Consider the following 26,691-nt stretch of genomic DNA (forward strand, 5'->3'; position numbering starts at 1 on the left):
TCCATGGTTTAACAACATGAAAAGAAGTAGTGTTTGGTGGTCAATTTGAACCGAAACAAGGTGGTCAGTTTAAATTGAAAAGGGGTGGTCAGTTTGACCCGAAATCGGTGGTCACTTTATATTGAAAAAGCGTGGTCAAGTTGACCGTTTTTTCCATTAGCAAGCTTATCTAAATTTTTCAAAAAAAAGTTGATTTCTTTATGAACTAAATTAAGTTCAGTTAAAAAAGTATCGAAAGTACCTTTGCGAAAATCTTTGTAAATCGCATCGTATAGTTGTTGTTCGTTTCCTTTCAAAATATCTTTCAACTTTAGTAAAGTTTCCTTTCTAAACGCTACATCTTTTGTTTGATGAGTGTTGAAGAACTCCTTCTGCGATTGAAATATTTTAGCGAATTCCATTTCCTTAATTTTTAAAAATGAGTTGAATTATTTATTGTTTTCAGTCACTAATTCAGGTGTGTATAAAGCTGCTTGAAATTCCGGTTGGTAATCATAGCGAACTAATTTTTTAAGTTCCAATGATTTGATAAAGGCTGATAACGGACCATCTGAAAGATTAAATTGAATATCTTCAGCCTTTTTGCTTGCTGCTTTTTTTATTGCTCTTACATCACTGTAACCGTGTGTTAACTGTCCTTTTGTATTAAGATTGATAAAATTCGAACGGTTAATTTCAGGTATTGAATTGGTAACCTCTAATTTTTTACCTGTCATTGAAAAATCTAAATTCCCTTTTTCATCGTAATAAGTGAAAGTTACATTGTTTCCATCAGTATTATAATCAATAGGGATTAACCATTTTGGTAAATTATATCCAACTTTTCCACGAACTCTTGCTAATTCAGTATTAACAGGTAATTTTAATACATAGCCCCATAAACTTTTATCATTCACTTCACCCATTAAAGAAATTAGTCCCCAATTACTTTTATTTGGTTTAGTGGTTACAATAGAGATAGAGAGTTCATTGTATGAATCATTATCACAAAAATGGTAAGCATAGGAAGTAATAGCGATCAATCCTCTACCGGGTGTATAAGAAATCGGTTTGACCAATTCGTTTACTTCCGCAGGAAGCAGCTCTTTTATTCTGCTCATATCTGCTGTATAAATAGCAGTAATACTACTATTGCTGTAATAAAAGTTCGGTGAATATGTGATAAAGCCAACATCTTTTTTTTCTTTGTGAAGGGTTTTGAACCAGCTTAAATCTATATCAGGTCTTTCCTCTGCGACTACGGAAAGGGGTGAGTTGGAATGGAATCTGTCAAACATACCGCCCTTTAAAACAGGTAGTTGATGACCTGCCAATTCAATAATGGTATCGTTTTTAGCTATTGAATCGTTGTTTATTGCTTTCAGATTTGAATTTGCAGATGCTGTATTAATGATGGCACTGCTTAGAAAGAAGCCTGGTATAAAAAGTAGAATTACACCAAGGGCTGCTACAAAAAATATGATTTTTATTTTTTTCACTGTGTTATAGTTTTATTTAGTATCTGAGTTTGTTTTAATTTTTTCAAGTTCTTTCATTACTACTCTTGCCATTTCTTTAGAGCTAAAAGGATTTTGACCAGTAATTAAATTACCGTCAACAACTACTTTTGAAGTCATAGGAATGAAAGCTTTTCTATAATCGGAGTTTCTTTCCTTTAATGCTGCTTCAAGATTAAATGGAACTTTCTTTTTTCGTCCGGCAAGACTTTCTTCAAACCAATTAACTCCAGTTATCTTTTTGCCTTTTATCAAATAGTCGCCATTGGAAAGTTTAACATTCAACAATCCGCCTACACCGTGACAAATCGCAGCCACTTTTTTATTGTTCTCAAAATGATCTTTAATGATTTTTTGTAGAATAGTATCATTTGGAAAATCATACATAGTCCCATGTCCACCTGCTAAATAAACACAATCAAATTCTTGTTTTGATACTTCTATTAAACTTTTGGTGTGCTTTAATTCTTTTCTAAATTGAATATTATTCCAATATCCTTTAGATACTTTATCCAAAACTAAAGGTCTTAAACTTTCAGGATCAATCGGAGTATCTCCACCGTTTGGACTTGCTATGGTAATTTCAAACCCTTGCTCTTTAGCTTTATCAAAGATATGGGTAAGTTCACTGAGCCATAGACCAGTTGGCAGTTTGCCATCGTCATACATATTAATCCCGGTAACAATAATTAATAATTTCAATGTGTTCATAATATCTCTTTTTGATGATACAAAGTTCCGTCTTAAATGCAAAGCAGAAGTAACCTAATCAACTGAAATTATAACATAATCTCTGTTGTTGTTGAAATTTTAATTATAAAAAACGAGTCAGAAAGTAATTTGCTCGTAATATGAGGAACATTAATATTTGGATATACAAACGAAAATTGCAGATAATGATAAGGGCATATTTTTAAATCCGTAACTTTTTTAAATGCCTTTTTCGAATTCAAGAATTTCACAAAAGAATGTTACAACTTAATAACTTTAAAAATGTATGTGTATTAAAATGTTTTAAAATTTTTTAACGTTTAACCCCTACAATACATACAAACCGTCTCTTATTTAGATATCAGGTTAATTATCTTACAAAACAACCTCAGAATAAGCCAATTTCTTTAAATCGTTCATAAAATGATTTGTGAATTGTGTAGTAAGAGTCACTTCTTAAGAAAAAAGTTAAAACGAAAGTTTTAGCTTTTTTTTGGTCTTTCCTTATTTAATCAGTTAATACCTCTAAAAAGAAATATTTTGGGTGTCCTATAGTGTTGACCTTATTGAATTCAAACCGTTTCTAAAGTCTGTAAATATGATACTTGCAGTAATTCCTTGTCTTTATATTAACAATAGTTTATGGAATCTGAAGAAGAAAAGGTTAGACATTTTCAAACATAAAACTTACTTCAGTAAAGTTATTTACTCTACATAAATAAAGCAGGATATTATTGAATGTGTTAGCTTATCTTGTACTCCGAATTTTGCTTGAAAATTCAGTTAGGAATTTTTATTTGTCATCTTTTATTATAAATTTACGCAACTGTCACAAAGGGCAAACCGTTAGTTAGAATTCAATAAAAAACAAAAAAAAATGAAATCCATTCAATCAATCACCTTTATTTTATTATTTATAACACAATTAGGTTTTGCACAAAGTAAGAAAGAAAAATTAGAACAACTTTTTGATTTTTACAATCAACAAAATCTATTTAACGGTTCTGTTTTTATTTCTGAAAAAGGAGAAACTTTACTAAATAAAGGTTATGGATCATCAAATGTAGATTTAAAAAAAGAAAATAAAGCTAACAGCATTTTTCAAATATATTCTATTACAAAAACTTTTACAGCAACGGTAATTTTAAAATTAGTCGAAGAAAAAAAACTTTCATTACAGGATAAACTTTCAAAGTTCTATCCAGATTATCCCGATGCAAGTACTATTTCAATTGAAAGTTTGTTAACCCATACCTCTGGAGTTTATGACTATACCAGAGGAAATGATATGAAAGACCAAACGGAAAAATCATTTATTGAATTTCAAAAAACAAAACCTTTGGATTTTCCAGTTGGAACAGATTGGAGCTATTCCAACTCGGGATATTATTTTCTAGGTTATGTAATTCAAAAAGTTACTGGAATAAGTTACGAAAAAGCAGTTGAAAAATACATATTTAAACCATTGAAAATGAAGCAAAGTGGTTTTGCTTTTAAAAATCTAAAAAGCGAAAATAAAGTCACTGGCTATGAGATTTTTTCTGAAAAAGAACAAAAACCATCGATTGTCTATGATCCACCTATGCCTTTTGCCGCTGGTGGAATATACTCAACTGTTGAAGATTTAAACAAATATTATAATGGCCTAAAAAATTACAAAATTATCTCCAAACAAAGTTTAGAAAAAGCATATACCCCATTCAAAAACAATTATGGCTATGGTTGGATTACAAGACCAATGTTTCGAAAAATGACAGTTGGTCATAGTGGTTATGGAGCTGGTTTTTGCAGCAATTTTGTTCAAATTCCCGAAGATGATATCTGCATTATACTGCTTACAAATACAGAAAGAGGTTTAGACACTGCCACTTATGCTATTATAAAAACTTTATATAATTTATACAATAAAGATTATAAAATTCCAACTGTAGCCAACATGAGCTCAGAGACTTTAAAACAATATGAGGGAACTTATCAAGTAGAAGACAATTTTGTAATTTACCTTACAACTGAAAACAATAAATTAAAATTGCAAAGTGGAAACGGACCCACAACTATTCTATATCCAGTAAAAGAAAATTTATTTTTCGCTGAAGAATTAATGGGTGATGTAATTTTTGAAAGAGACAAGACTTCACAAATAGAGTCATTAAGTTTTCATGTAGGAAATCAAGTAAAAAAAGCAACAAAAATATTTCCTTCTTGGGGAATTGTAGGAAGTGCCACAGAAAAAGGCTGGGAAGGTCCTGATGCAAAACTTTTTGAAACGGAAACAAAAGGAATTTGGGAAATTAAAAATGTGACTTTAAAAACAGGAGAGCTTAAATTTCGTTTTAATGACGATTGGACTTTAAATTATGGAAAAGATATGAGCGACGGAATAATGCCAAAAGGAGATAGTATAGAAATTTTAACAGGCGTTTATGATATTATTTTGGACATAACTGATTACGAAAAACCAAAATACAAAATTTACAAGAAAAGTTAAAAAACCGTAACAAGGGGTAAAAAATAAAATTATCATCAAAACATTTATCCCCTACGATACATACAAACCGCTCATAAATTAAAATATAAAATAATTATCTTATAAATTCACTTAAAAATAGGCTAATTTCTTTAAATCATTCATAAAATGATTTGTGAATTGTGAAGTAAACGTCACAAAGCCAAATGGCGCCAATTGAAGACAATTGGCGCCATTTTTTTATTTAACCCTATCAATAAATGAGTTTGACTCGTTTTTGCTTTATTTTCTTCATAAAGAAACAAACTTCAGAAAAACAGTATTTATATGAAAAACAAGATAAATTTAAATTTTAGCGTTCGATAACTTAACAGGATTCGAACACTAAGAACAGAGCTGAAATTAAGTTTTACATTTTCAAAATTTGATAATTTCCTGTCTTCCCTTATCAATCTTTTTCAAGAAAAAAAGCCAGCAGTCTAAAACACGCTGCCGGCTTTAAAAATTATCTTAATTTCAAAAAAAATCTTTTCTCTCTTCTTACATCTTTTCAATACTAGGAGGAATCAATTTATACATCACAGGCGTTACAATTCGTGATAATATTGTAGAACTGATTAAACCGCCAATTAACACAATTGCCAATGGTGCAATCAAAGGATTTGAGTTTAATGCAATCGGAATCAAACCGCAGATTGCAGTAATTGAAGTCAGTACTACAGGCAGAAAACGCGTTTCTCCTGCAATTGCAATAGCTTCATCAATCGAATATCCTTCCTGTCTTAGCTGATTGGTAAAATCTACCAGCAGCAAAGAGTTCTTTACCTGAATTCCCGAAAGACCAATAAAACCGATTATAGCAACCAAAGACATCGGGCTTCCATTGAGAAGCAATAATAGCACGCCGCCTAAAATCCCCAGCGGAATAATAGATAATACAATAATAATTCCTTTGAAAGTCTTAAACTGCAGCAGTAAAACCGCCACAAATAAAAAAGTGCTTAAAATGATTACGGCCAGAAAGTTACCGCCCAGCGCATCGCCTTCGGATTCTTTTTCACCTGATAATTTATAGTAATATCCTTTTGGCATTTTCAATTGATCCAGTTTTGGAACAATGTGCGTCAATAAATCATTGGCATAATACCCTTTTGCCGATAAAGCGGTTACTTTTGAAAAGCGTGATTTATTAAAATGGTTAATCGCCGTTGGAGAAGTTTCAAACGAAATTTCAGCAATCTGGTTTAGGGCAATCGGAGTTCCCTGAAGATTATTTACGTACAAGTTTTTCAAAGCGTCAAGGTTCGAAAATTTATCTCGGGGCAATGTCAGCGTAACATTTCTGGCATCTCCCCTATCATCTATATAATCACCGACTGTTAATCCTGCTACCGAAAGACGGATTACCTTATCTACATCGCTGGTCAATACGCCCAATGTTCTGGCTTTTTCTTTATTGATTTTAACTTTAACATCAGTTTTATACGTATTCAGTTCATTGTTGATATAAACAGTTCCTTCCTGCTTTCTCAGAATAGTTTCTACCTGTGAGGAAAGCTTGCGTAACACTTCCTGATCTTCACCAAATAATCTTACGACAATATTAGCTTCTAATGGTGTTCCCTGTTCAAAATCTTTGACCTCCACTTTTGCGTAAGGCATCGTTTTAAATTTATTCCGAAGTTCTTCAATCAAGGCTGTTTTCTCTGATGGCTTAGCTTCATCTTCGAGCTGGACAAAAATCTGCGCAAAATCGGGTTTTCTGTCCTGGGGATGCACATTGTAATAAATCTGCGGATTTCCTTTACCAACGTTCGAAGTGTAATACACAATTTCCTTATGATTTTTAAGCTCTGCTTCTACAATTTTGGTCACACGGTCACTTTCTGAAATATTGGCCTGAAGGGGCATTTTTATATTGATAAGAAACATCGGTTTTTCTGAAGTTGGAAATAATTTAAAACCCGTTACTTTAAACAATCCAAAAGCAGTGATGCTTAAAACTATAGAAATAGCAATAGTTGTTCTAGGATATTTTAATGCTTTGGGCATAATATCACGATACGCTCTGGTCAGGAATTTTTGCAGATACTGAAGAAAAATATTTCCTCCCGCATGATCGTGCGTTTTTAAAAATCGGCTTCCTAAAAACGGCACCAATGTTAAAGCTACAATCATCGATGCCAGTACACTGGTAATAACTGCCATTGGAAGACTTCTGATAAATTCTCCCGAAACATCCGGCAGGAAAGCCAGCGGTAAAAATGCAATTACAAGTGTTGCAGTACAGCCTACAACGGCAATTCCGATTTGTTTGGTACCTTTAAGGACTGCATCCATTTTAGAATGTCCTTCCCGCAGCCATCGCTCTATGTTTTCGACTACCACAATACTGTCATCCACCAACAATCCTAAAGCTACCACAAGACCAACAATACTCAACTGATTTAAAGAAAAGCCAAAAGCATTCATTGCAATTAATCCTAATGCGAGGGATAACGGAATGGAAATCATCACAATTCCCGAAGCTCTTAAACCTAATGGAAGTAATGTCACAATTACCAAAACAATTGCCAGCGTAAAATCAAAACCTAAATGTCCCAAACGCTGCGATACCATATTCGCCTGATCGAAATTTTTTACTAATTTGATGTTTGACGGCAATTCTTTAGAAAATTCATCTACAATTGGCAGGAATTCTTTCTGCACATCTGTAATGTTTACATTGTCTTTCATACCAGCTGTAACCAGTACACATCGGTGTCCGTTGATGCGGGTAATATGATCGACAACTTGCGACTTATAGCCTACTTCGGCTACATCTTTCATATAGATTATTTTACCGTTAGCATTGTAAATTACTGTATTGGATACGTCATCCGCATTTTTAAATTTACCGCTGGTTTTTACATTAAATACCTTGCTGCCTAAATCAATACTTCCTCCCGGAATATCCGCTGCTTCGCTCTGCAGGCTTCCCATGACCACGTTTAACGGAATTTTTAATTGTGCCAGTTTTTCAAGCTGTAAATCGATACGAATTTCCTGCTCTGGAATTCCCGCATACTTTACATCTTTCAGATTGGTGATTTTTTCAATTTTAGATTTAAGTTTATCTGCTTCATCACGAAGTTTTTTGTCTGATGCATTTTCTGAGACCAACGCTATCTGAAGGATTTTCACATCAGAAGAAGCAATTTTTTCTGTTTTTATCTGATAAATATCTTTTGGAAGCTCGCTGTTTTTAAGCGCATTCATTTCCGTAGAAATCTCCTGATATTTATTGTCAACATCTACTCCATATTTAAATTTTACCTGAAAAGCAGCAACACCGTCTTCTACTGTGGTTAATATTTTTTCGATGTTTTCGAGTCCGTAAATTTTATTCTCGATTGGTTTTACAACCTGCTCCTCCATATCCTTCGGACTTGTGCCGGGATAAATTACTGTAATTAAATATTGCGGAGGATGTGTTGAAGGATCTTCCGCCCTGGGCATGGTAAACAGAGTAAGATACCCTACCACAGCAACCAGCAGAAATATAATCAGCGTAAACTGATAATTTTTAACAGCAAAGTTTGTTATTTTCATAATACTGATTATTTAATGATCTTGATAGTTGATTGTTCGTTGAGATAAGCACTGTTGGAGATCACAATCTGATCTGTTTTCTGAAGACCTTCTTTTATGAATACTTTATTGTTCTCAAATTTATTAATGGTCACGGACTGGCGTTTTACTTTGTTGTTTTCCACAATAAAAACAAACGCTTTATTTCCGTCAGCTTCAATAAGCGAATTGTACGGAATGATGATGAAATCTTCTGATTTTTCTGCCTTTATTTCGGCTTTTCCAAACATTCCCACCGCTGGTTTGCTTTTTTTAAGGCTCAGTTTTAATTCGACTTGAAAGGAGCCCAATGCCGCATCTGCCGCCTGAGATTTTCTAAAAATAAAGGCATCGAATTTTTCATCAGGATAACCGTCAAGCGTCACAGTGGCTTTCTGCCCTACTTTTACTGCAGCCCATTCTTTGTCTGTCAATCCTACTTTTAGCAGATAATTATTGTTTTGGCTGGTTTCATTTATAGCCAGAATTGGCGATCCTGCGCCAACTACTTCTCCTTCGTTTGCTATTTTTTTCGAAACAAAACCATCTGCAGCAGCATAAATTTTAGAATAACGAGCATTAAAAGCAACCGCATCTTTCTGCTTTTTAGCAATGTCAAGACCCGTTTTGGTATTCTGAAGCTGTTCTAATGTATACACACTGTCTTTGTATAAATTACTCGCACGTTTATAATCACGCTCGTATTTTTTTAGATTTAAATCGGTTTGGTTCAATCCAGCATTAATTTCTGTTTCGTCTAATGATGCCAGAAGCTGTCCTTTCTTAAAAAACTGGCCTTCTTCAACATAAATACGACTGATGATCCCTCCTATTTTAAATCCGTAATTTGCCTGGTTTTCTGTTGTTACTAAACCCGATGCGCTTATGGTATTGTTAAGAGCAAAAGATTCGACCGGAGCTGTTTTAATCGGGATGACATCCGCGCTTTCAAAGGGCGAATTTTCCTTTTTTTCTTCTTTACAGGCGTAAAAAAGCGTTAAAGCAAGCAATATAATCAACCCTTTTTTGGAGGCTGCGATATGTTTTTTTAGATAATTGTGAATCGTTAATTTCATGTTTTTTATTTTTAGTTAAAAGTAAAAGTGGCGTTGGCTCTTTCTAATTCTGCAAAAGCAATCCAGGAGTTATAAAGCGAAATATTAGTGTTAAGCTGCGCATTCACCCATTGGTTCTGCGCATCCAGAAGCTCTATGTAAATCGCCTGTCCTTCTTTGTATAGTTTGGTAATATCATCGTTGTATTTTTTGGCCGACTGTTTTTGATTTTTATCTGCATAGAACTGTTCCAAAGCCGATTTTAGATTGTTCTGTGAAACGTGAAACTGAAGCAGTAATTGTTGTTTGACATTATCTGTCTGGGAACTTATTTTTTTCTGATCCTCTTCGACTTGTTTTAGTTTATACTTGTTTTTATTTCCCGAAAAAATAGTCCACTCTAAACCCACACCGGCAAAATAATAGCGTGATTGCTTATCAACTTCAAAATCAAAATCCTGAATTCCGAAATCGGCAAAGCCATTTACTTTGGGCAGCCAGTATGAGTTGGTCAACTTAATAACATTTTCATTGATCTCTTTGGCCTGCGTCAACTTTTGCAATTCTTCTCTATTTTGGGTATTTTCTGAAAGGACTTCTATTGGCGGTACTTCACTCTGATCAGTTTCTATTGCGGTATCAAGTTTTTGATTCAATAAAAAATTAAAATATGATCTTGCATTATTACTGGTTTGACGGGCGGTTTCTAAATTGGCCTGAATGCGGATTACCTCATTATCACTTCGTAAAACGGCAGTCCGGTTTATTTTTTCATTTTTAAATAAAGCCTGATTTACCCTTTGGTTTTCTTTCACCAAAGCCAGGGCATCTTCATAAATCTTAATTCCTTCAACCGATTGCAGGTATTTGTAATAAGCAATTTTAATTTCCTTTACTAACTCTCTTTGATAGATTTCGAGTTCTATTTTTTGAAGCTTCGTCTGCTGGGTTTTTATTCTTTTATTATAAATAATTTCAAAATTCAGCAATGGCATCGTGGTATGAATTTTAGCATCATAAAAATTATCCGGATTTATCAAGACCGACTGATTTTCTAACATTGGAAAAGCGTTAGAATTGGTAATCTGATTTAAAGTACTATACACCGGATTCAGCATATCTCCAATTGGAATATCGATTGTCCTTCCGCCTTCTGCTTTGGTGTAACTTCCGTTTAGGGAAACTGTTGGATAAAATAAAGCTCGTGCTTCTTTTAAGGCATACATGCTTTTACTAATGTCAAAATTATGCTGCCTGATTACTTCGTTATTTTTTAAGCCGGTCTGTATATAACTTTCCAGCTTGTTCTGTGCATACCCTAAATATCCTAGACAGAGTATTGCAAAAGTTAGTTTAATTTTCATTTATTGTACATTGTTTATTATTTGAACACTGTTCATTTTTTTGAGCAAAAAAATTTTTAAAGCTTTTCTATCATTTTTAAATATTCATTGTATCCGTCATACAAAATGGTATCCGGATTCGTAAAATTTACATTTTTAATTCTCTGGTGAATTTCCAGACAGCACATACCATGTACCAAACTCCAAACCATAAATGCCAGGGGCTCTACACTATGGCCTTTAAAATAACCTTTGTTAATACATTCTTCAATAGTTTTTTTAACTAATCCAAATGCTGTGCATCCTTCATCCCAATCTTCATTCTCGGAGTCTTTCAGGAATTCTATTGGAGCTTTTAGATTAAACATCAAATCGTACATTTCAGAATTTTCGATGGCAAATTTGATATAGGCAAATCCCATTTTCTTTAATCTTTCCTTCGGATCTTCTATAGTATATAACTCCATAAAATAATTATCTAATTCCTGAAAACCTATTGTATGAAGATCATGGAGAATATCATTTTTATCTTTAAAATAAACATAAACAGTGCCTACACTGTAATTAATTTCTTCAGCAATGTTTCTTATGGTAGTATGTTCAATTCCTTTTTCAACAAAAAGCTTTTTAGCACCTTTTAATATCAGGGCTTTTAAAGCTTCTTTTTCTTTTGCTTTTCTATCAATTGTACTCATACTTATTTTTATTCAAGGCTTGCGGAAGACAAAGATATAAAATAAAATGAACATTGTTCATTTTTTATTCAGTTAAATATTTTTATACCAATTAAGATTGCAATCTGGCCGTAATACCTATATGATTCAATAACTTGTAAGCTAACTTTGGTAAAAAACTATTTAACAGATAAATTGCTTTTGTATCGCCAACACGAATAGTGTACGTATTGTCTTTTAATCCTTTTATCAAAGCATCAATTAGCACATCTGGTGTTATCGATTTACCTTCCATTCCCTCAGACATATTTGTTTTTACCAACGGCGGCAATAATTCAAATATTTTTATTCTGCTTCCAATTATCTGTAAATGATTGTCTCTTTTTTTATACGCTAACATATAGATTTTTCAAGCCTTTACAGCCTAATAATTGTGGTTCGATTTTTTCACAAGAAATTCTTAGTCTGTTTGAAATAAACAGTCTTCAAGTGGTGCTATAAGAGAATTAATCGAAGCTGAACGATGGTTCGAAATCCCGTTAAGGATATAGGATTTTTTTCTCTTTTGGTTTATCGTAATTTTTTGATACTAAATACAATAATTCCAAAATAATTTTAGTTTCCATCTTCATCTGCCTGATTATCATTATTTTGACACAATCGCTTTTTTCATTTTGTCAGTCAGCTTATCTATAAAAGCCTGTTTATCTTTCTTGATTTCTTTTAAAAATTCAATGTGATGCTCAGAAAGCATAAAATACTTTTCGCCCCAGATATACATCTCGATTAATACCGGAAGCAGATCAATGCCCTTCTCAGAGAGTTGATATAAAAATTTCACTTTGCTTTCGGGGTGATCCAGCTTTACAATGATCCCTGCGTCTTCAAGAGTTGATAATCTTGTGGCAAGGATGTTAGTCGCAATTTTTTCATCCGATTTTAGAAAATCACCATAAGTGCACTTCTTATAATACATCAGATCTCGAACAATTAAAAGTGACCATTTATCTCCTAACAAATCAAGTGAACTGCTCACTGGACAGCCCGACCTTTTTTTAATTTCTTTCATTATTATTTCAACTACTTGCATTTTGCAAGTAAATTTAATTATATTTGTGCTTTCAATTTGCAAGTAAAATTACAAAAAATTAACCAAAACAACTAAATTATGATTTTTACCACACACAAAATTACAAATGGATACTGGAAAATCAGTTTCAACAATCCTCCTATTAACATGTTTGATACCGAATTTTCTAAACAGTTAATGACCGTGATGGACGAACTGGAGTCAAATGAAAACCTAAAAGTTGTAGTATTTGAGAGTGAAAATCCAGACTTTTTTGTTGCTCATGTCGAGTTGCTAAATGTTGGAGACTTTCCAAAAGGAACCGGAAAAACAGGCCTTTCTATAGCTTGGCCAGATATTGCACGCAGACTGGAACTTGCCCCTTTTGTAACCATAGCTTCCATCCGTGGCCGTGCCAGAGGACTTGGAAGTGAATTTGCACAAGCATTTGATATACGCTTCGCCAGCAGGGAAAACGCATTCTTGGCTCAGGTAGAAATAGGGATCGGTTCATTTCCTGGTGGCGGAGGACTTGAACGCCTGCATCTGCTTACAGGACGCAGCCGAGCTCTTGAAATTATTTTAAGCGGTAACGATTATGACGCAGATACGGCCGCTTTCTACGGCTGGATAAACCGATCAATTCCAGACGCTGAACTGGATGAATATGTTGAAAAATTTGCAAAGCGCATAGATTCATTTGACAAAAAACCAATTGCTGCCATAAAGCAAATCATGAACCAAAGAGCCAAACTTCCTTCAAACGAAGAAATTTTAGACACACAGGTTAAATTCTTTGCTTCACTCGAGGAGCCTGAAGCGCGTGGCCGTATTAAAAGCTTATTTGAAAAAGGACTTCAGCAGAATGGTGATCTGGAACTAAATCTTGCTGATAACATCTAAAAAATATGAAAGCATACATCTTACCTAAATACGGCAAAACAGAAAAATTATTACTCAGCGAAGTAAAAATACCTGAAATTGGAGATTATGAGGTATTGGTAGAAATTCATGCTGCCAGCATCAACCAGCTGGACTTAAAAATAAAAAACGGGGATTTCAAGCTAATCCTTCCTTACCAATTACCTTTAATATTAGGTCATGATATTGCAGGAATAGTAGTAGAAACCGGTTCTAAAGTCAGTCGCTTTAAAATTGGAGACCAGATTTTTGGACGAGCAGCCGATTTTCATATCGGTTCCTTCGCGGAATATATTGCTGTTAATGAAAATGATCTGGCAGTAAAACCTATAAATATATCAATGGAGCAGGCAGCATCAATTCCATTGGTCGGACTAACTGTATGGCAGGCATTCGTCGAAAAAGCGAAACTTCGTAAAGGCCAAAAAGTTTTTATTCAAGCAGGTTCTGGCGGAGTTGGTACAATAGCAATTCAGTTTGCCAAACATCTTGGGGCATTTGTCGCCACGACAGCCAGCGAAAAGAATTTTGACATGCTGAAAGCCCTTGGAGCTGATATTATAATAGATTACAAAAAGGATAACTTTGAAAATATTCTTAAAGATTATGATGTGGTACTTAACAGCCAGGATGTTAAAACACTTGAAAAATCATTGACAATTTTAAAACCGGGAGGCAGTATTATCTCAATTTCTGGACCTCCAACTCCAGAGTTTGCAAAATCAATAGGCGCATCAGCAATAATACGATTCATTATTTGGCTGACCAGCCTGAAAATCCGTAATAGGGCTAAAAATTTAAATGTTAATTATTCCTTTTTATTCATGAAGGCGAACGGAAGACAATTAGAACAAATTGCTGATTTACTTGCCTCAGAAATTATTAAACCAATTGTAGATAAAATTTTTCCTTTTGAGCAGACCAATGATGCTTTTGATTATATGGAAAGCGGACATGCAAAAGGAAAGGTTGTGGCAAAAGTAAAATAATAGTGTTATGGAGTTGCCTCAGTTTTTGACGCAATTATAAATTGGAGTTGCCTCCATTTTTTGCCATAAAAAGTTAATCCGGTTTTTTAAAAAGATATTATACGTCAAAATTTTGTAGCAGAATCATGGCACATCATAATGAGAAAAGCTGTACCTCAGCAATATAAAGGGTTTCTAAAAAAGGCTCTAATGGCGGAGCGATTTGTTTTTTTAAACTAAATTATGCATTACCATTTTTTTCATGATTAAATTTTGAAAAAATACAAGTGACGCTTTGCGATAAATTCCAGAAGGAAATGTAATAGTTGCTTCACGAGTAATATTTTTACTTTCAATTGGGACCGCAACAAGTTCCGGAAAATGAAACAAGGAAGTATCCATTAATATGGTACACCACTTTTTTGAATTAACCAGATCCAATAAACTGTGAATATCATTGATTTCTATTTTTGCTTTTAATTGCATATTATTTTTTAGAAGTGTTTCGTCCAGAAAATTCCTGATGCTGTAACTTTGCGAAGGCAGCACTAAAGGTAATTCCGCAATTTTTTGAAATGTGATTTTTTTAAGCTTACTCCACGGATGTGATGTATGAAGAATCAATGAAAGATTCGCAGAGAAAAGACGCATCACATCAAGCTGATTATCCTCAGACGAAGGCATAAATGAAAGCATACAGTCAATTTCGTACGAGCGTATTTTTTGCATTAAATCTGATGTAGAACCCAATACAATCTGGATCTGAATATCGGGAAATTCCTCATTAAATTCCGTCGCTGATTGCAACAGTAAATTTACAAGACCATAAGTCGATCCAATAATTATTTTTCCTGTCTTAAGGTTATTCAAATCCATTAAAACCTGTTTTGCTTCTTCTGCCTGTCGAATCGTTCTTCGCGCATATTCAAGCATTATTTCTCCTGACTCTGTCAGTTTAACTCTCCTCCCTATTCTATCAAAAAGAAGAACATTTAGTGACGTTTCTAATTCTTTTATCTGATGTGATAATGTACTTTGAGTAATATATAGCTCATCGGCTGCCTGAGTGAAATTTAAAAGTTCTGCCGCGCGGACAAAGTATTTTAATTGACGAAGTTCCATCTTTTCTAATTTTTTTATAAAAATACTATTATAAATCGAAAATTTCGATCGTTTACATCTAAAAATACCATTTCCACGATTGGTTTACATTGTCGAACTTTGACATAAATTAATTTAAAAAATAGAAAAGATGGAAATCGTACAAACACCCGAAAATGCATTATCAGCTTCAATTGTTTCAGCAATAATGAATGCCCCAATTGAAAAAATCAATATAGCAGACTGGCTTCTAAATCTGCCAGATGCCGAATACCAGCGCTGTTCTGTGAACCATATTGCAGCGGGAATTACTTCAAATTTTGAAGGGATACCAATGTCTATCAATGTAGAATACGTCGGAACTGCACTTGTTGTACAGCACTATATTTTTGATGAATATCGTGCCGATTATTGCCGCATGTTATCTATTTCTGATACTATTACAGCGAGCGGAAGATCTAAAGTACAGGTTCTTTGGGAATTAAAAGCAGAAAGAATCGACGACAAAACTTCCAAATTCACCAACACCATTCATGCAACAGCTACACCAGAATTTTTAAATTTCATCAAAGAAAACGGAATTTCTTTAGCGGAAGCTGCAAAAGCAAGACAAGAAGCCTCTGACACCCACAACCACGAAGAAACACCTCTGTTTGCAAAAAGCATTGAGAACAAAGCTTTATTTGGAAAATATAATCTACCTTTTCAACAAATTAGACTATGAAAGCTATTACAATCACAAAATTTGGAGGTCCTGAAGTTTTGCAGCTAACGGAAGTTACTGATTTAATTCCTTCTAAAAATGAAGTGTTAATTCAAGTAAAAGCATCTGGTATCAACCGAAGTGACATTCTCCAGCGTAAGGGAAAATATGCGGCTCCAGATAGCACTTCTAATGAAATTCCGGGTCTTGAAGTGTCTGGTATAATTGCAGCATGCGGTCCGGAAGTTACGCAATGGAAAAAAGGAGATCGTGTTTGTGCCCTTCTTGCCGGGGGTGGCTATGCTGAATATGTTGCTGTTAAAGAAGGTCAGTGCCTGCCTATTCTTAAGGGTTTAAATTTTGTAGAAGCGGCAAGTCTGCCTGAAACGGTATTTACAGTTTGGTCTAATATTTTTGATCGAGGCAAACTCAAAGCTGGTGAATCCCTATTAGTTCACGGAGGTCGCAGCGGTATCGGAATTACAGCTATTCAAATTGCTCATGCTCTAGGGTCAAAAGTTTTTACAACAGTTGGTTCAGAGGAAAAAGCAAAGTATTGTGATGCATTGGGATCTGATCTTTCTATTAATTATAAAACAGAGGATTTCGAAGAAATTTTAAAAGGCAAAGGCGCAGATGTAATTCTTGATATGATAGCCGGACCTTATTTTCAAAAAAATCTCAACGTCTTAAACGAAGACGGAAGACTTATTCATATTAATGCGGAGAATGGAAAAGACGTAGAACTTGATATTTGGCAGTTAATGGTAAAAAGAATCACGATCTCCGGAAGTACACTACGCGCAAGAGATTATAACTACAAAAAACGATTAACAAAAGAAGTATTCCAAAACATCTGGCCATTAATCGAAAATGGAAAATTCAAGCCCGTTATTTACAAAACATTTTCGTACCAGAATGTTATAAACGCTCATCAATGCATTGAAGAAGGAAGCCATATTGGTAAAATTATACTGGATTGGGATTCCTAAAAATTATTGCAAGCCCTGAAGCAATTTAGTTAAAAATGCTTCTTTCTCAAATTAAAATTCTAGAGATTATTTTTTTAAAATTGAATTACGCCCTACAGAATAAATGAATTTGAGGGCGTGATTTTTACTTTTTACAAAAGCTTTAAATGAAACACTTTTATTATTGTGGCAGAATGATGGCGTATAGTGTTTTCGGAAATAGAAAGTAAACAAATTCAAGTGTTAACGAGGTTAGGTTCGAAACTGTATTAAATTATCCTCACCGAACCCCTAAATTATTTTTTTAAGTATTCCATTAAATATAAAACCGTTAAACGGCAAGACAGAATACCAGTATATTTTACCTATAAGTCCCAGTGGTTTAAAAGTAGCATCCTGATATATTGTTGATTATTTTAAATTCCAGCCACGCTTCGCCCGAAAGTTTCATTTATGCATACAAAATCAGTTTACCTTCCTTCTTCTCGGCGTATATTACCTTCCAAAATCCAGTGCATATCCTGTATGTATTTGCTTCCAAATTTTATAATATTACGATAAAAGCCTAATATCTAAAAGATATCAGGCTTTACTTCAAAAAACAAATACTTAAATTAAGTAATTAAAACTTAAACAAAATTCGAAAAACTTACAGTATTTAATAAAATTCGGATTTTAAAAAAACATAAGCCCCCTCATAAGCGATATTAAACTTATTATTGTTAACAACACTAACTGCAAGAATTTTGGTTTAACTAACTCATATTTCATTTAAATTTCATAAAAGTTAAATTTTCATTTTTAACATCATCTTTTCAATTCTGGAAAGTGAAATTTCGGGATTCGCTCCAGGAGATTCAGCTACTAATGCACCTACTGCACAGGCAAAATCAATTGAATACTGAGGTTCTTTTCCACTTAACAATGAAGCTATCAAAGCCGCGAGAAATGAATCTCCGGCACCTACGGTGTCAGCAACTTCAACAGGATATCCCTCATTTTCATAAAGTCGGCCTTCCCACATTAGCAAGGCTCCGTGTTTGCCTCTCGTTACACACATTCCCGTTACTTTACTTCGTTCAGCTATAAAATTCATATTGTCTTCCAGACTTGTAAATGGCGAAGCCATAGCTGCAGTAATTTCTAATAATTCCTCATCATTAAACTTTATAAAATCCGCTGACTGCATGAGGCGATCCAGCATTTCATACGAATAATGTGGTTTTCTTAAATTCACATCAAAAACCTTGTAGACTTTTTTTTGCAGCATTTCTTCCAGTGACAGCCTTGAAACGTCATCACGGCAAACTAAACTGCCATAAATTAAAACATCCGCATTAGCAACTGAATTCCTCGCCAAATCATTCAATTCAATTTTATCCCATGCAGACGGGTAACTGATTTCATAACTTGCCGATCCGCGCTCATTTAAGGTTACGTTGACCAAACCAGTTGGAAAATCTTCAGAAACTACAATTGTATCCGTTTCAAGTCCCAGTTGTTTCACTTGCTCTTTTATTGCTCTCCCGTCTTCATCATTGCCTACACAGCTTATCATAGCTACTTCGCAACCCAGCGTTTTCATTCGCAAGGCTACATTCAATGGTGCTCCGCCAATCTTTTTTTCATTGGCAAAAACATCCCAAAGTACCTCTCCGTATGCCACCGCCTTAAGGTTTTTTCCGTTATTCATTCTAAAATATTTTATTATTGTTCTTATTCAGGCTGGGTTATCTGAAGATTCGAGATTGTGCTCGTTTGTCCTTCAGCAATTAAACCCCATTTATTTTTATCTCTTCCGTAAATGCGATTTGTGAGCGCTGCTTTTCCGTTTATGTAAACTACGACAACACTTCCTTCAGCAATTATTTCAACATCATATTTTACATTCGTCTGAAATGCAAATGGTAAACGGGTTACTTCCTGCGAAGCCGAATTATAACCGCTTATTTTACTATTAACAATATCCAAAACCACTTTATAATAACTTCCTGTATCATTGGTATGAAAAACAAATCCAGTTGTTCCACTAGCTTTCGCTAAAGTAACTTCGGCTTTTATTTTGACTTTCTTTCCAACGCTTTTAAAAGTAACCATTGCTTTTTCTGTTTCTCCGGACAAAGAATAAGTTCCATTGTTAGCTGTTGCATTAGAAGTAATCTCATCTACTTCTGCAGTAGTATTCTTTTTCGAAAATAAATCCTTAACCGATTTCGGCGACTGAGTTCCTAAAGTTCCATCTGAATTCTGAATCAATTCATGGATAACCATATTCCCTGCCCAATCTTTATTTCCTAAATCATTATCAGGCGTTTTTCTGGCATTCCATCCAAAAACATATCTTTTATTTCCGTCAGAAGCCGTTTTTCCTGCGTAAAAGTATTCTCCATCAATTCTGTCATTTTCCGGTTTTGTCCATGGACCAGTTATTGATGATGAAATTCTGTAATGCGTTCCTTTATTGCCACTCCAATTCTCAGAAAAAATTAAATACCAATTGCTTCCCATTTTGAAAATATCCGCACATTCCATCATCAGATAATTATCCTCAGGCGTTGTGGTATAAATTGGAGCTTGAACATCCCATTTTCCTGATGCAGGATCAGCGCTTGTAAAATGTAACAAAACGGCTTTTCTTCCAGGTTCTGTTTGTGTACTTACTAACATGGAATATTTTTTCAATTCATCATTATAAAACACATGCGGATCTCTGAAATCATAATTGTAGTAGCCCGCCGGAGCTGTAATTTTAAAAGACGGAACTTTTGTCCAGTTTTTCAAATCACTGCTTGTTGCGCACAACACACTTTCTCTGGCATTCGATTGTACAAAAGCCGGAGTTTCATTGTGCCCTGTGTAATAGAAATAATAAAGATTGCCCACTTTGACAACTGATCCTGTACCAATAGCAAAATCAGGTTCAAGCGTTGTACCATATGGAATGGTTTGACCTTCATATGTAAAATGCGCCAAATCTGTACTTTGATATTCATGAATATCATGAAACCCTTTTCCTGCAGGTTTATTCTGTGCATCATGTAGAAAGTAAATATGGAATTTTCCGTTATCGAAAAAAGGCATAATATCTCCGGTATAACCCGCACTGTAATATGGGTCGTTTGCGCCCATCCATTGCGCGGGCGGAACAGGAAAAACACTAGTTATTTCAGAATTTCCTCCTGAAATCGAACCTCCAATATACGTTTCATCCTGACTGCACGAAACCAGCGAAAAGAAAATCGAAGCGATTGTGATTATATTTCTATATTTCATTTTAGTTAAATTCAAGGTGGATTATTTTGCCGCTAGATAATTGATACTGTTTTGTGTTAGCAGTTTTATGTTTGTAATAAACTCGTTTGCCTGACTTGGCACACCGCTGCTATTGGTTTCATTGTACCAATCATAAGCTCCCATAGAAATAACAATTACATTTTTATTTGTACTCGTGTTCGGGAATTCTGCAATTGTTACTCTTCCGTTCAGTTCATTATCCCAGGCTTCACTTGCCAGATTGGTTCCTCCTGTCTGGTTTCTCCAACCTTCCCCATTACTGTATCCACCCCATTCTGGTAAAAACCACCACGCTGTATGATTTAATCTGAAAGTTCCGCTTTGCAGTAAATTGGCTTTTCCGGCTTCAAAAGTGGTTAGCCCCTGGAAAATTGGATGACCTTCATGACCAACGAATGACATTCCCCATGAATTTCCGTCTACAAATCCATTTGGAGGAAAATCACCAAAAACATTATTCGGTCCTTTTCCTGACGGAACAATTCCTAAAGCATCGACATATTGCGAAGCAAAAGAAGTCAAAAGCAAGTTTCCGCCATTTGTTCTGAAATTTTTCAATGCGTTTGTAACCGCAGGATTATAAGCCACAGAAGGTAAATTTGCAGCCGAATCAAAGTGCCACCAAATGACGTCGATATCACTTAAATCGGCACCGTTTTGTATACTTTCAAAGGAAATATATTTTGCTCCTGGGAAATTATCAAACAACCAGTTTGAAGCTGTAACTTCATCCATATTTGTAATTCCTGATCTTGTAGCAGCAGTTCCTAAAAATGCAACTGTTAATCCTGTAACTGGAACTCCAACATTTGCAGTATAATTAACGCTTTTCCCGTTTGATGTTATTACAAAAGTAACTGCATTTGTAAAATCAACTGTTGCTCCTGAAGCAGGTGAAATCGTAACACCAGCAGTTGTTTCAATTACTGGTTTTAGCGCTGTCAAATCAGTATTTTCTGGAAGCGTCATATTAATGGTTTTGCTAATATCGTTTACAGTAGCTGCAACACCATTTATCTTAAAACTCTTAATTGGACTTAAAACAGTTGTAGTTACCGTATAATCTTTGTATAAATTACCATTAACCACTCTGAATTTTACTGGATTTGTAAAATTCATCGTCGAATTTAATTCCGGATTTGATGTTGCGCCATCGACAAAAACAACTTCCGGTTTTATAGCTGTTATGTCAGATCCGTAAGGCATTACCACAGTAATTTTTCCTGTTGTCTGATCAATGTTTCCTGAAACTCCGTTTAATTTGAATGAAAGGACATTTGAAGGCGAACTCACATCAAATCCGCCAGTTTCAAAACTATTTTCGCAGGCAGTAATTATAAAAATCATTGCCAATACTATAGACACTTTGGTCCAATATTTATTTAAAGCTTTTTTCATATTGCTGATTTTTAAAGATTAATAACCTGGATTCTGTTTGTACAATCCCTGACTGAAATTAATTTGCTTCAACGGAATTGGGCAATATTCTTCTTTATGCGCATCAAAAAAAGCATCCTGATAATAAGTACGTTTTGTTTTTTCTTTAGCATAAAAATCATTCATCACCTGATCTGTAATTCCCCAACGGACAAGGTCAAAGAATCGGCTTCCTTCCATTGCCAATTCTAAACGACGTTCCCAACGCAAAGCTTTACGGGCAAAATCCTGTGTCCAGTTGCAGTTGCTTCCATCCACATAAGTATTGATTTTGAAGTTACTCACATAAGGTAATCGTCCTGTACTTTGCGCTGCTCTTTCTCTGATTTCATTAATTAACGGTAAAGCTTCAGATTGTCTTCCTAATTCAATCAAAGCTTCGGCACGCATCAAAATCACATCAGCATAACGAATCTGAATTCTGTTTTTTGAATTTCCGTAAAACGGATCAATATTTACAACACAGCTGCAATTTGGAGCAACGTTTTCTTTTAATGAAGCAAAATAACCATACGTTCCTGGAGAGCGTACCCAAGCTTCAACATATAGAAATTCTGGATCATATTTGTAAGGCAGACCTGGCATTGCAACGGTATGATACAATCTAGGATCAACTGTATTTGCATCTATATTTTTATAATCAAAATCTTCGTTGTTGTACGTGTCAAACTCAGGCAAACCATTTGCTCCTGTTTTAAAAGCATTCACCAAGTTTTGACTTGGTTTATGAAAATCGCAACAACCTAAACCTTGTGGCGTAGAAAGAACATCTGAAAAATTCAATCTTCCGTAAAGCGTTCCATCATTATCAGAAAACTGAATTGAGAAAATAGATTCTGCTCCGTTTTCGTATGTTCCCGGTAAGAAGTTGTTGGCAAAGTCAGGTTCTAAAGAAGCTTTTCCAATTACGTTATCTGTTGCCGCAATTACTTCCTGCAAATGCTGCTGGTTTATACCTGTAACTTTGAATGTTTCATCCTGTGTATACGCCTGGTACAATCTTGTTTTTGCCAAATACGCATAAGCCGCTTTTTTAGTGGCACGTCCTACTTGTGGTTGTGCGTCGGGTAAATTTTCGGCTGCAGCCTGAAAATCTTCAGCAATTTTATTCCAAAGTTCTTCGTTTGAAAACACTTTGTTCGAAATGGTTTTGTACTCCTCTACTGGAATCTCTTCTGTGATATATGGTACATTCCTAAACATAATTTTCAGCATAAAATAAAAATGTCCTCTCAGGAAACGCATTTCAGCCATTCGTGTTTTTTTCAGCGGATAATCAGCTTCTGAGAGCTGTTCCAGTGCCTTTAAGGCTTTATTAGCTCTTGAAACCCCAACATAACTGATGTACCAGAAATTGTCTAATTCTGCAAAATCCGGTCGGATGTTATTTGAAACTTCAAAAAAGTGAAAATCCTGAATGTCATTTGTACCGCTTCCGCCTTTGTAGGCATCATCTGAACGAACATTACCAAACGGCCATAAACTGTAAGGAGAATCGTAATGATCATTGCCTAACTGTGCATAAGCCGCATTCATAAATCCTTCAACCGACTGCGGTGTTACAATATCTTCTTCAGACAACACACCACGCGGATCATTTTCTAAAAAATCGGAACAGGAAGCGAAGAAACCCATCACTGCAAATCCTGCTATATATAGTATTTTTTTCATTTTTTTTAATCTTTTATTATAAAGTAAAATTAAGACCAGCAGTAAAAGTTGTCGGCTGAGGATATCCAAAACCTGCATTTTCCGGATCAACTCCCGTAAAGCTTTTAGCATCAAGAATCAATAAATTTTGACCGCTTATATAAAACCTGAAACTTTCCATGCTTAGTTTTTTCAATAAATCTTTTGGCAGACTGTAGCCAAACTGTAAAACTCTCAGTTTTAGATAACTTCCGTTTTCTACATAATAAGTTGAAAATCTTGACTCCGCATTTCTGTCAACCGTTGTCAGTGCCGGAATAGTTGAATTTGGATTATCCAAAGACCAGGCATTCAGCAAACGTGTTCCTTTATTTGATCCAACATCATCAACACTCCAAAAATCAGTCTGATATTTTGTATTGTTAATTACATCGACGTCATTTGCGCCTTCCCAGAAAGTGGTAAAATCAAAGTTTTTATAAGACAAGTTTAAATTGATTCCGTACAGCAATCCCGGATTTGGATTTCCGATCCACGTGCGGTCTTTATCCGTAATTGTTCCGTCGCCATTTAAGTCTTTGTAACGAATTCTACCAAGTCCTTTTCCTTCCTGAATTGCAGAGTTGTCTATCTGATCCTGACTTGTAAACAATCCGTCAGTAACATATCCGTACATCGAATTAATTGGACGTCCTAAAATATTATCATCCAGTCCGTCGCCTCCGTAGTTGTTTTTTACTTCATCCGGCAATTGTGTAATCTTATTTTTGTTTGCCGAAATGTTTCCGGAAATATCATATTTCAATCCAAATGAAGTTTCATCATGATAGCCTAAAGAAAACTCCCAACCTTTGTTTTCCATAGAAGCACCGTTTACCCAACGGTTTCCTCCTTCGCCAATAACTCCTAAATAAGGCGGCAATACCAAAATATCATCTGTTTTTTTGATATAATAATCTATAGATCCGCTTAATTTTTGTTTGAATAAACCAAAGTCCAAACCAATGTTGGTCTGTGTGGTCGTTTCCCATTTCAAATCATCATTTCCTGATTGCGTTGCGATAAAACCAGACGGAAGCAATCCGTTTCCATTTCCTGCAATGTCATAGGCTGTTCCAAAAGAAGTTGCCCAAGTTGGGCTTCCGCCTGCGTAACTTGCCAGATAAAGCGAATAAACTGCTGTATTACTTATTTCCTGATTACCGGTTTGTCCCCAGCCTGCTCTTAATTTTAAGTCAGAAAAAACAGGGGCGTTGTTTTTAATGAAATTTTCATTGCTGATTCTCCATCCTGCAGAAACTGCCGGAAATGTCCCGAATTGATTGTTTTTTCCAAAACGAGAAGAACCATCACGACGAATTGTAGCCGAAACCAGATAACGATTGTCAAACTCGTAATCTGCTTTTCCAAAATAAGAAAGCAAAGAATATACAGTAGAAGTTCCGCTGGTAAACGATTCGCCTGTTCCTGCATCAGGATACATATAATCTGGCGTTTCGATCAAAAAGTCATTTTTACGCAACGTGTTTGTATCATAAGTATCTTTATACATCTCCGTTCCCGCCATCAAATTCAGATTGCTTTTTCCAAAGTTTAAGCTATAAATTGCTGTATTCGTCCAAGTCCATTTGTCGCTGATCGATTGGTCGATTGTAACAGACGTTTGATCATTTTGCAAATAACCTGATTTATAGCTTCTTTGTAACGTGCGTTTTTTGTAAAAACCATAATCCATTCCGAAACTGGTTTTGATATGCAGATTTTTAATGATTTCCAAATCCGCGTAAGCGTTACCAAAAAGGCGCAAATAATCGTATTTGTTGTCTTTATTATATTCTAAAAGACGAACCGGATTTTGTCTGTCGTTCATACCTCCAACCGGTCCTCCCCAACCAATTCCGTCAACTGTGTGCACCGGAATAATTGGTAAAGCTCTAAGAGCAGGATCTAAAACGCCCGGATCTGTTACTTCGTTCGTACGGTTTAAACTGAAGTTTTCTCCGATAACTAATTTGCCATCAAAATATTTATAAGAACTGTTCATTCTCGCAGAAATTCTTTCGAAATCTGTTGTTTTTACAACACCTTCATTTCCATAATAACCCAGCGAGAAAACATAATTTCCTTTATCAGAAGCATTCGATACAGACAAATCATAAGAATTGGCAACTCCAGTTTGAGAAATTGCATCATACCAATCTGTATTTGAAGCTTTAATGGTTTGTTGCGCATCAAGATATTCCGGAACCAAAACTTTGTTCAATTGCGGTTTGTTGTTATTAACCGACCAGTCAAATTGATAACGCAAATTGTTATTATTCGGATTTAATCCGTCGTTGATATTGGCCTGCCAAAGCGCCTGCCCAAATTGGTTTGCATTTAGTACATCTAGCTTTCTTGAATAATCAGAAAAGGAAGCATAGGTACTGAAATTGATTCTCATTTTACCCTCTTTTCCTTTTTTGGTTGTAATGATAATGACACCGTTTGAAGCTCTGGAACCGTAAATACTTGCTGAAGAAGCATCTTTCAGAACCTGAATCGTTTCGATATCATTAGGATTCAGTTCATGCATTCCGGATTTTGTCGGCATTCCGTCAATTACATAAAGTGGATCTGTGTTGTTTAAAGTTCCAACACCACGGATGACCACTTTTGTATTTCCACCGCTTGGCGAACCATCCGACGATACTTTTACTCCTGCAATTCTTCCTTGTAAAGCTTTGATCGGGTTTGGCTCTGGCTGTTTCATGACTTCCTTCATGTTTACAACGGCAACTGCGCCTGTGATATCTGTTTTCTTTTGTTTAGAGTATCCTGTTACGACAACTTCATTTAGCTGGTTGTTATCTACTTTTAAAGTTACATTGATCATTTTTTGACCTTTAACAGGAATAGATTGTGGAGCATATCCTATAAAGGAAACTACAAGTACAGCATCTGGAGCAACATTTGGGAAGGAAAAATTCCCATCAAAATCGGTGACCGAACTGGTATTTGTTCCTGAAATAATTACTGTCGCTCCAGGAAGCGGCATTCCGTCATCAGACGAAATTACCGTTCCTTTTATTCCGTTTTCCTGTGCCATCATGAGCATTGGAAAAAAGAAAAATAGAAAATATAAAATCTTATTTCTCATAAATTTTGGTTTGATTAAGGTTATTTTAATAGTTAGTTATGTTTTACTGTCATTCCCTGGCAGTTTTTTATTTTGCAAATAGA

Annotated in this window: 21 protein-coding genes; 5 read left to right on the forward strand and 16 right to left on the reverse strand. The window is 35.0% G+C overall.

Going from position 1 to position 26,691, the window contains the following annotated elements:
- Nucleotides 1–116: 116 nt before the first annotated feature.
- Genes J2Y38_RS18915 through J2Y38_RS18925 form a run of 3 tightly spaced genes read right to left on the reverse strand, consistent with a single transcriptional unit; the run spans nt 117 to nt 2,207 of the window.
- Nucleotides 117–401, reverse strand: a complete 285-nt coding sequence (locus J2Y38_RS18915) for a hypothetical protein (RefSeq protein ID WP_309845595.1) — start codon at nt 399–401, stop codon at nt 117–119.
- A 27-nt stretch (nt 402–428) separates the two neighbouring features.
- Entirely contained in the window at nt 429–1,478 is a 1,050-nt protein-coding gene (locus J2Y38_RS18920; protein ID WP_309845597.1) for an acetoacetate decarboxylase (ADC), read from the reverse strand.
- A 12-nt stretch (nt 1,479–1,490) separates the two neighbouring features.
- Nucleotides 1,491–2,207, reverse strand: a complete 717-nt coding sequence (locus tag J2Y38_RS18925) for a type 1 glutamine amidotransferase domain-containing protein (protein ID WP_309845599.1) — start codon at nt 2,205–2,207, stop codon at nt 1,491–1,493.
- Nucleotides 2,208–3,084: 877 nt separating this feature from the next.
- Between J2Y38_RS18925 and J2Y38_RS18930 the strand changes: the two genes are divergently transcribed.
- Nucleotides 3,085–4,695 (forward strand): serine hydrolase, encoded by a 1,611-nt coding sequence (locus tag J2Y38_RS18930; protein ID WP_309845601.1) that lies wholly within the window; start codon nt 3,085–3,087, stop codon nt 4,693–4,695.
- A gap of 519 nt (nt 4,696–5,214) precedes the next feature.
- Here the strand turns inward: J2Y38_RS18930 and J2Y38_RS18935 are convergent.
- From J2Y38_RS18935 to J2Y38_RS18960, 6 genes are all read right to left on the reverse strand, one after another.
- On the reverse strand, nt 5,215–8,265 hold the full coding sequence (locus J2Y38_RS18935) for an efflux RND transporter permease subunit (protein ID WP_309845603.1): 3,051 nt from the start codon (nt 8,263–8,265) through the stop codon (nt 5,215–5,217).
- 8 nt (nt 8,266–8,273) lie between these two features.
- Complete coding sequence (locus tag J2Y38_RS18940) at nt 8,274–9,359, reverse strand: efflux RND transporter periplasmic adaptor subunit (protein ID WP_309845604.1); 1,086 nt, start codon at nt 9,357–9,359, stop codon at nt 8,274–8,276.
- Between the two features lie 11 nt (nt 9,360–9,370).
- Nucleotides 9,371–10,702: a TolC family protein gene (locus J2Y38_RS18945; protein WP_309845606.1), complete on the reverse strand. Its 1,332-nt coding sequence runs from the start codon at nt 10,700–10,702 to the stop codon at nt 9,371–9,373.
- A gap of 56 nt (nt 10,703–10,758) precedes the next feature.
- On the reverse strand, nt 10,759–11,376 hold the full coding sequence (locus tag J2Y38_RS18950) for a TetR/AcrR family transcriptional regulator (protein ID WP_309845609.1): 618 nt from the start codon (nt 11,374–11,376) through the stop codon (nt 10,759–10,761).
- Between the two features lie 91 nt (nt 11,377–11,467).
- Nucleotides 11,468–11,755: a hypothetical protein gene (locus J2Y38_RS18955; protein WP_309845611.1), complete on the reverse strand. Its 288-nt coding sequence runs from the start codon at nt 11,753–11,755 to the stop codon at nt 11,468–11,470.
- 246 nt (nt 11,756–12,001) lie between these two features.
- On the reverse strand, nt 12,002–12,445 hold the full coding sequence (locus J2Y38_RS18960) for a helix-turn-helix domain-containing protein (RefSeq protein ID WP_205720322.1): 444 nt from the start codon (nt 12,443–12,445) through the stop codon (nt 12,002–12,004).
- A 78-nt stretch (nt 12,446–12,523) separates the two neighbouring features.
- Here J2Y38_RS18960 and J2Y38_RS18965 point away from each other — a divergent pair, with 78 nt between their 5' ends.
- Both J2Y38_RS18965 and J2Y38_RS18970 read left to right on the forward strand, forming a co-directional pair.
- Nucleotides 12,524–13,327, forward strand: a complete 804-nt coding sequence (locus tag J2Y38_RS18965; protein WP_053471271.1) for an enoyl-CoA hydratase/isomerase family protein — start codon at nt 12,524–12,526, stop codon at nt 13,325–13,327.
- A gap of 5 nt (nt 13,328–13,332) precedes the next feature.
- Nucleotides 13,333–14,334 carry an NADP-dependent oxidoreductase gene (locus J2Y38_RS18970; protein ID WP_309845616.1) on the forward strand — a complete coding sequence of 334 codons (1,002 nt, stop codon included), beginning with the start codon at nt 13,333–13,335 and terminating at the stop codon, nt 14,332–14,334.
- A 210-nt stretch (nt 14,335–14,544) separates the two neighbouring features.
- Here J2Y38_RS18970 and J2Y38_RS18975 read toward each other — a convergent pair whose 3' ends face one another.
- Nucleotides 14,545–15,435 (reverse strand): LysR substrate-binding domain-containing protein, encoded by an 891-nt coding sequence (locus J2Y38_RS18975; protein ID WP_309845619.1) that lies wholly within the window; start codon nt 15,433–15,435, stop codon nt 14,545–14,547.
- A gap of 130 nt (nt 15,436–15,565) precedes the next feature.
- Between J2Y38_RS18975 and J2Y38_RS18980 the strand changes: the two genes are divergently transcribed.
- Nucleotides 15,566–16,138: a hypothetical protein gene (locus J2Y38_RS18980; RefSeq protein WP_053471268.1), complete on the forward strand. Its 573-nt coding sequence runs from the start codon at nt 15,566–15,568 to the stop codon at nt 16,136–16,138.
- On the forward strand, nt 16,135–17,109 hold the full coding sequence (locus tag J2Y38_RS18985; RefSeq protein ID WP_309845620.1) for an NAD(P)H-quinone oxidoreductase: 975 nt from the start codon (nt 16,135–16,137) through the stop codon (nt 17,107–17,109). The genes J2Y38_RS18980 and J2Y38_RS18985 overlap by 4 nt, the downstream gene beginning before the upstream one ends.
- Before the next feature lie 270 nt (nt 17,110–17,379).
- Here the strand turns inward: J2Y38_RS18985 and J2Y38_RS24585 are convergent, their stop codons facing one another.
- The 6 genes from J2Y38_RS24585 to J2Y38_RS19015 all read right to left on the reverse strand — a co-directional run bounded on the left by J2Y38_RS24585 (nt 17,380) and on the right by J2Y38_RS19015 (nt 26,608).
- Nucleotides 17,380–17,493 carry a DUF2867 domain-containing protein gene (locus J2Y38_RS24585; RefSeq protein ID WP_409025149.1) on the reverse strand — a complete coding sequence of 38 codons (114 nt, stop codon included), beginning with the start codon at nt 17,491–17,493 and terminating at the stop codon, nt 17,380–17,382.
- A 382-nt stretch (nt 17,494–17,875) separates the two neighbouring features.
- Entirely contained in the window at nt 17,876–18,781 is a 906-nt protein-coding gene (locus J2Y38_RS18995; protein ID WP_256634781.1) for a carbohydrate kinase family protein, read from the reverse strand.
- A gap of 23 nt (nt 18,782–18,804) precedes the next feature.
- The gene (locus J2Y38_RS19000; protein ID WP_309845624.1) at nt 18,805–20,361 is read right to left on the reverse strand and encodes a glycoside hydrolase family 32 protein; all 1,557 of its coding nucleotides are present in this window, start codon (nt 20,359–20,361) and stop codon (nt 18,805–18,807) included.
- 21 nt (nt 20,362–20,382) lie between these two features.
- Nucleotides 20,383–21,780: a DUF4960 domain-containing protein gene (locus J2Y38_RS19005; protein ID WP_309845627.1), complete on the reverse strand. Its 1,398-nt coding sequence runs from the start codon at nt 21,778–21,780 to the stop codon at nt 20,383–20,385.
- 18 nt (nt 21,781–21,798) lie between these two features.
- Nucleotides 21,799–23,490, reverse strand: a complete 1,692-nt coding sequence (locus tag J2Y38_RS19010; protein ID WP_309845629.1) for a RagB/SusD family nutrient uptake outer membrane protein — start codon at nt 23,488–23,490, stop codon at nt 21,799–21,801.
- 16 nt (nt 23,491–23,506) lie between these two features.
- A complete protein-coding gene (locus J2Y38_RS19015) occupies nt 23,507–26,608 on the reverse strand; it encodes a TonB-dependent receptor (protein ID WP_309845631.1) in 3,102 nt (1,033 codons plus the stop codon).
- Nucleotides 26,609–26,691 lie beyond the last annotated feature (83 nt).

The sequence above is a fragment of the Flavobacterium sp. 2755 genome, assembly GCF_031455715.1.
Classification (GTDB): domain Bacteria; phylum Bacteroidota; class Bacteroidia; order Flavobacteriales; family Flavobacteriaceae; genus Flavobacterium.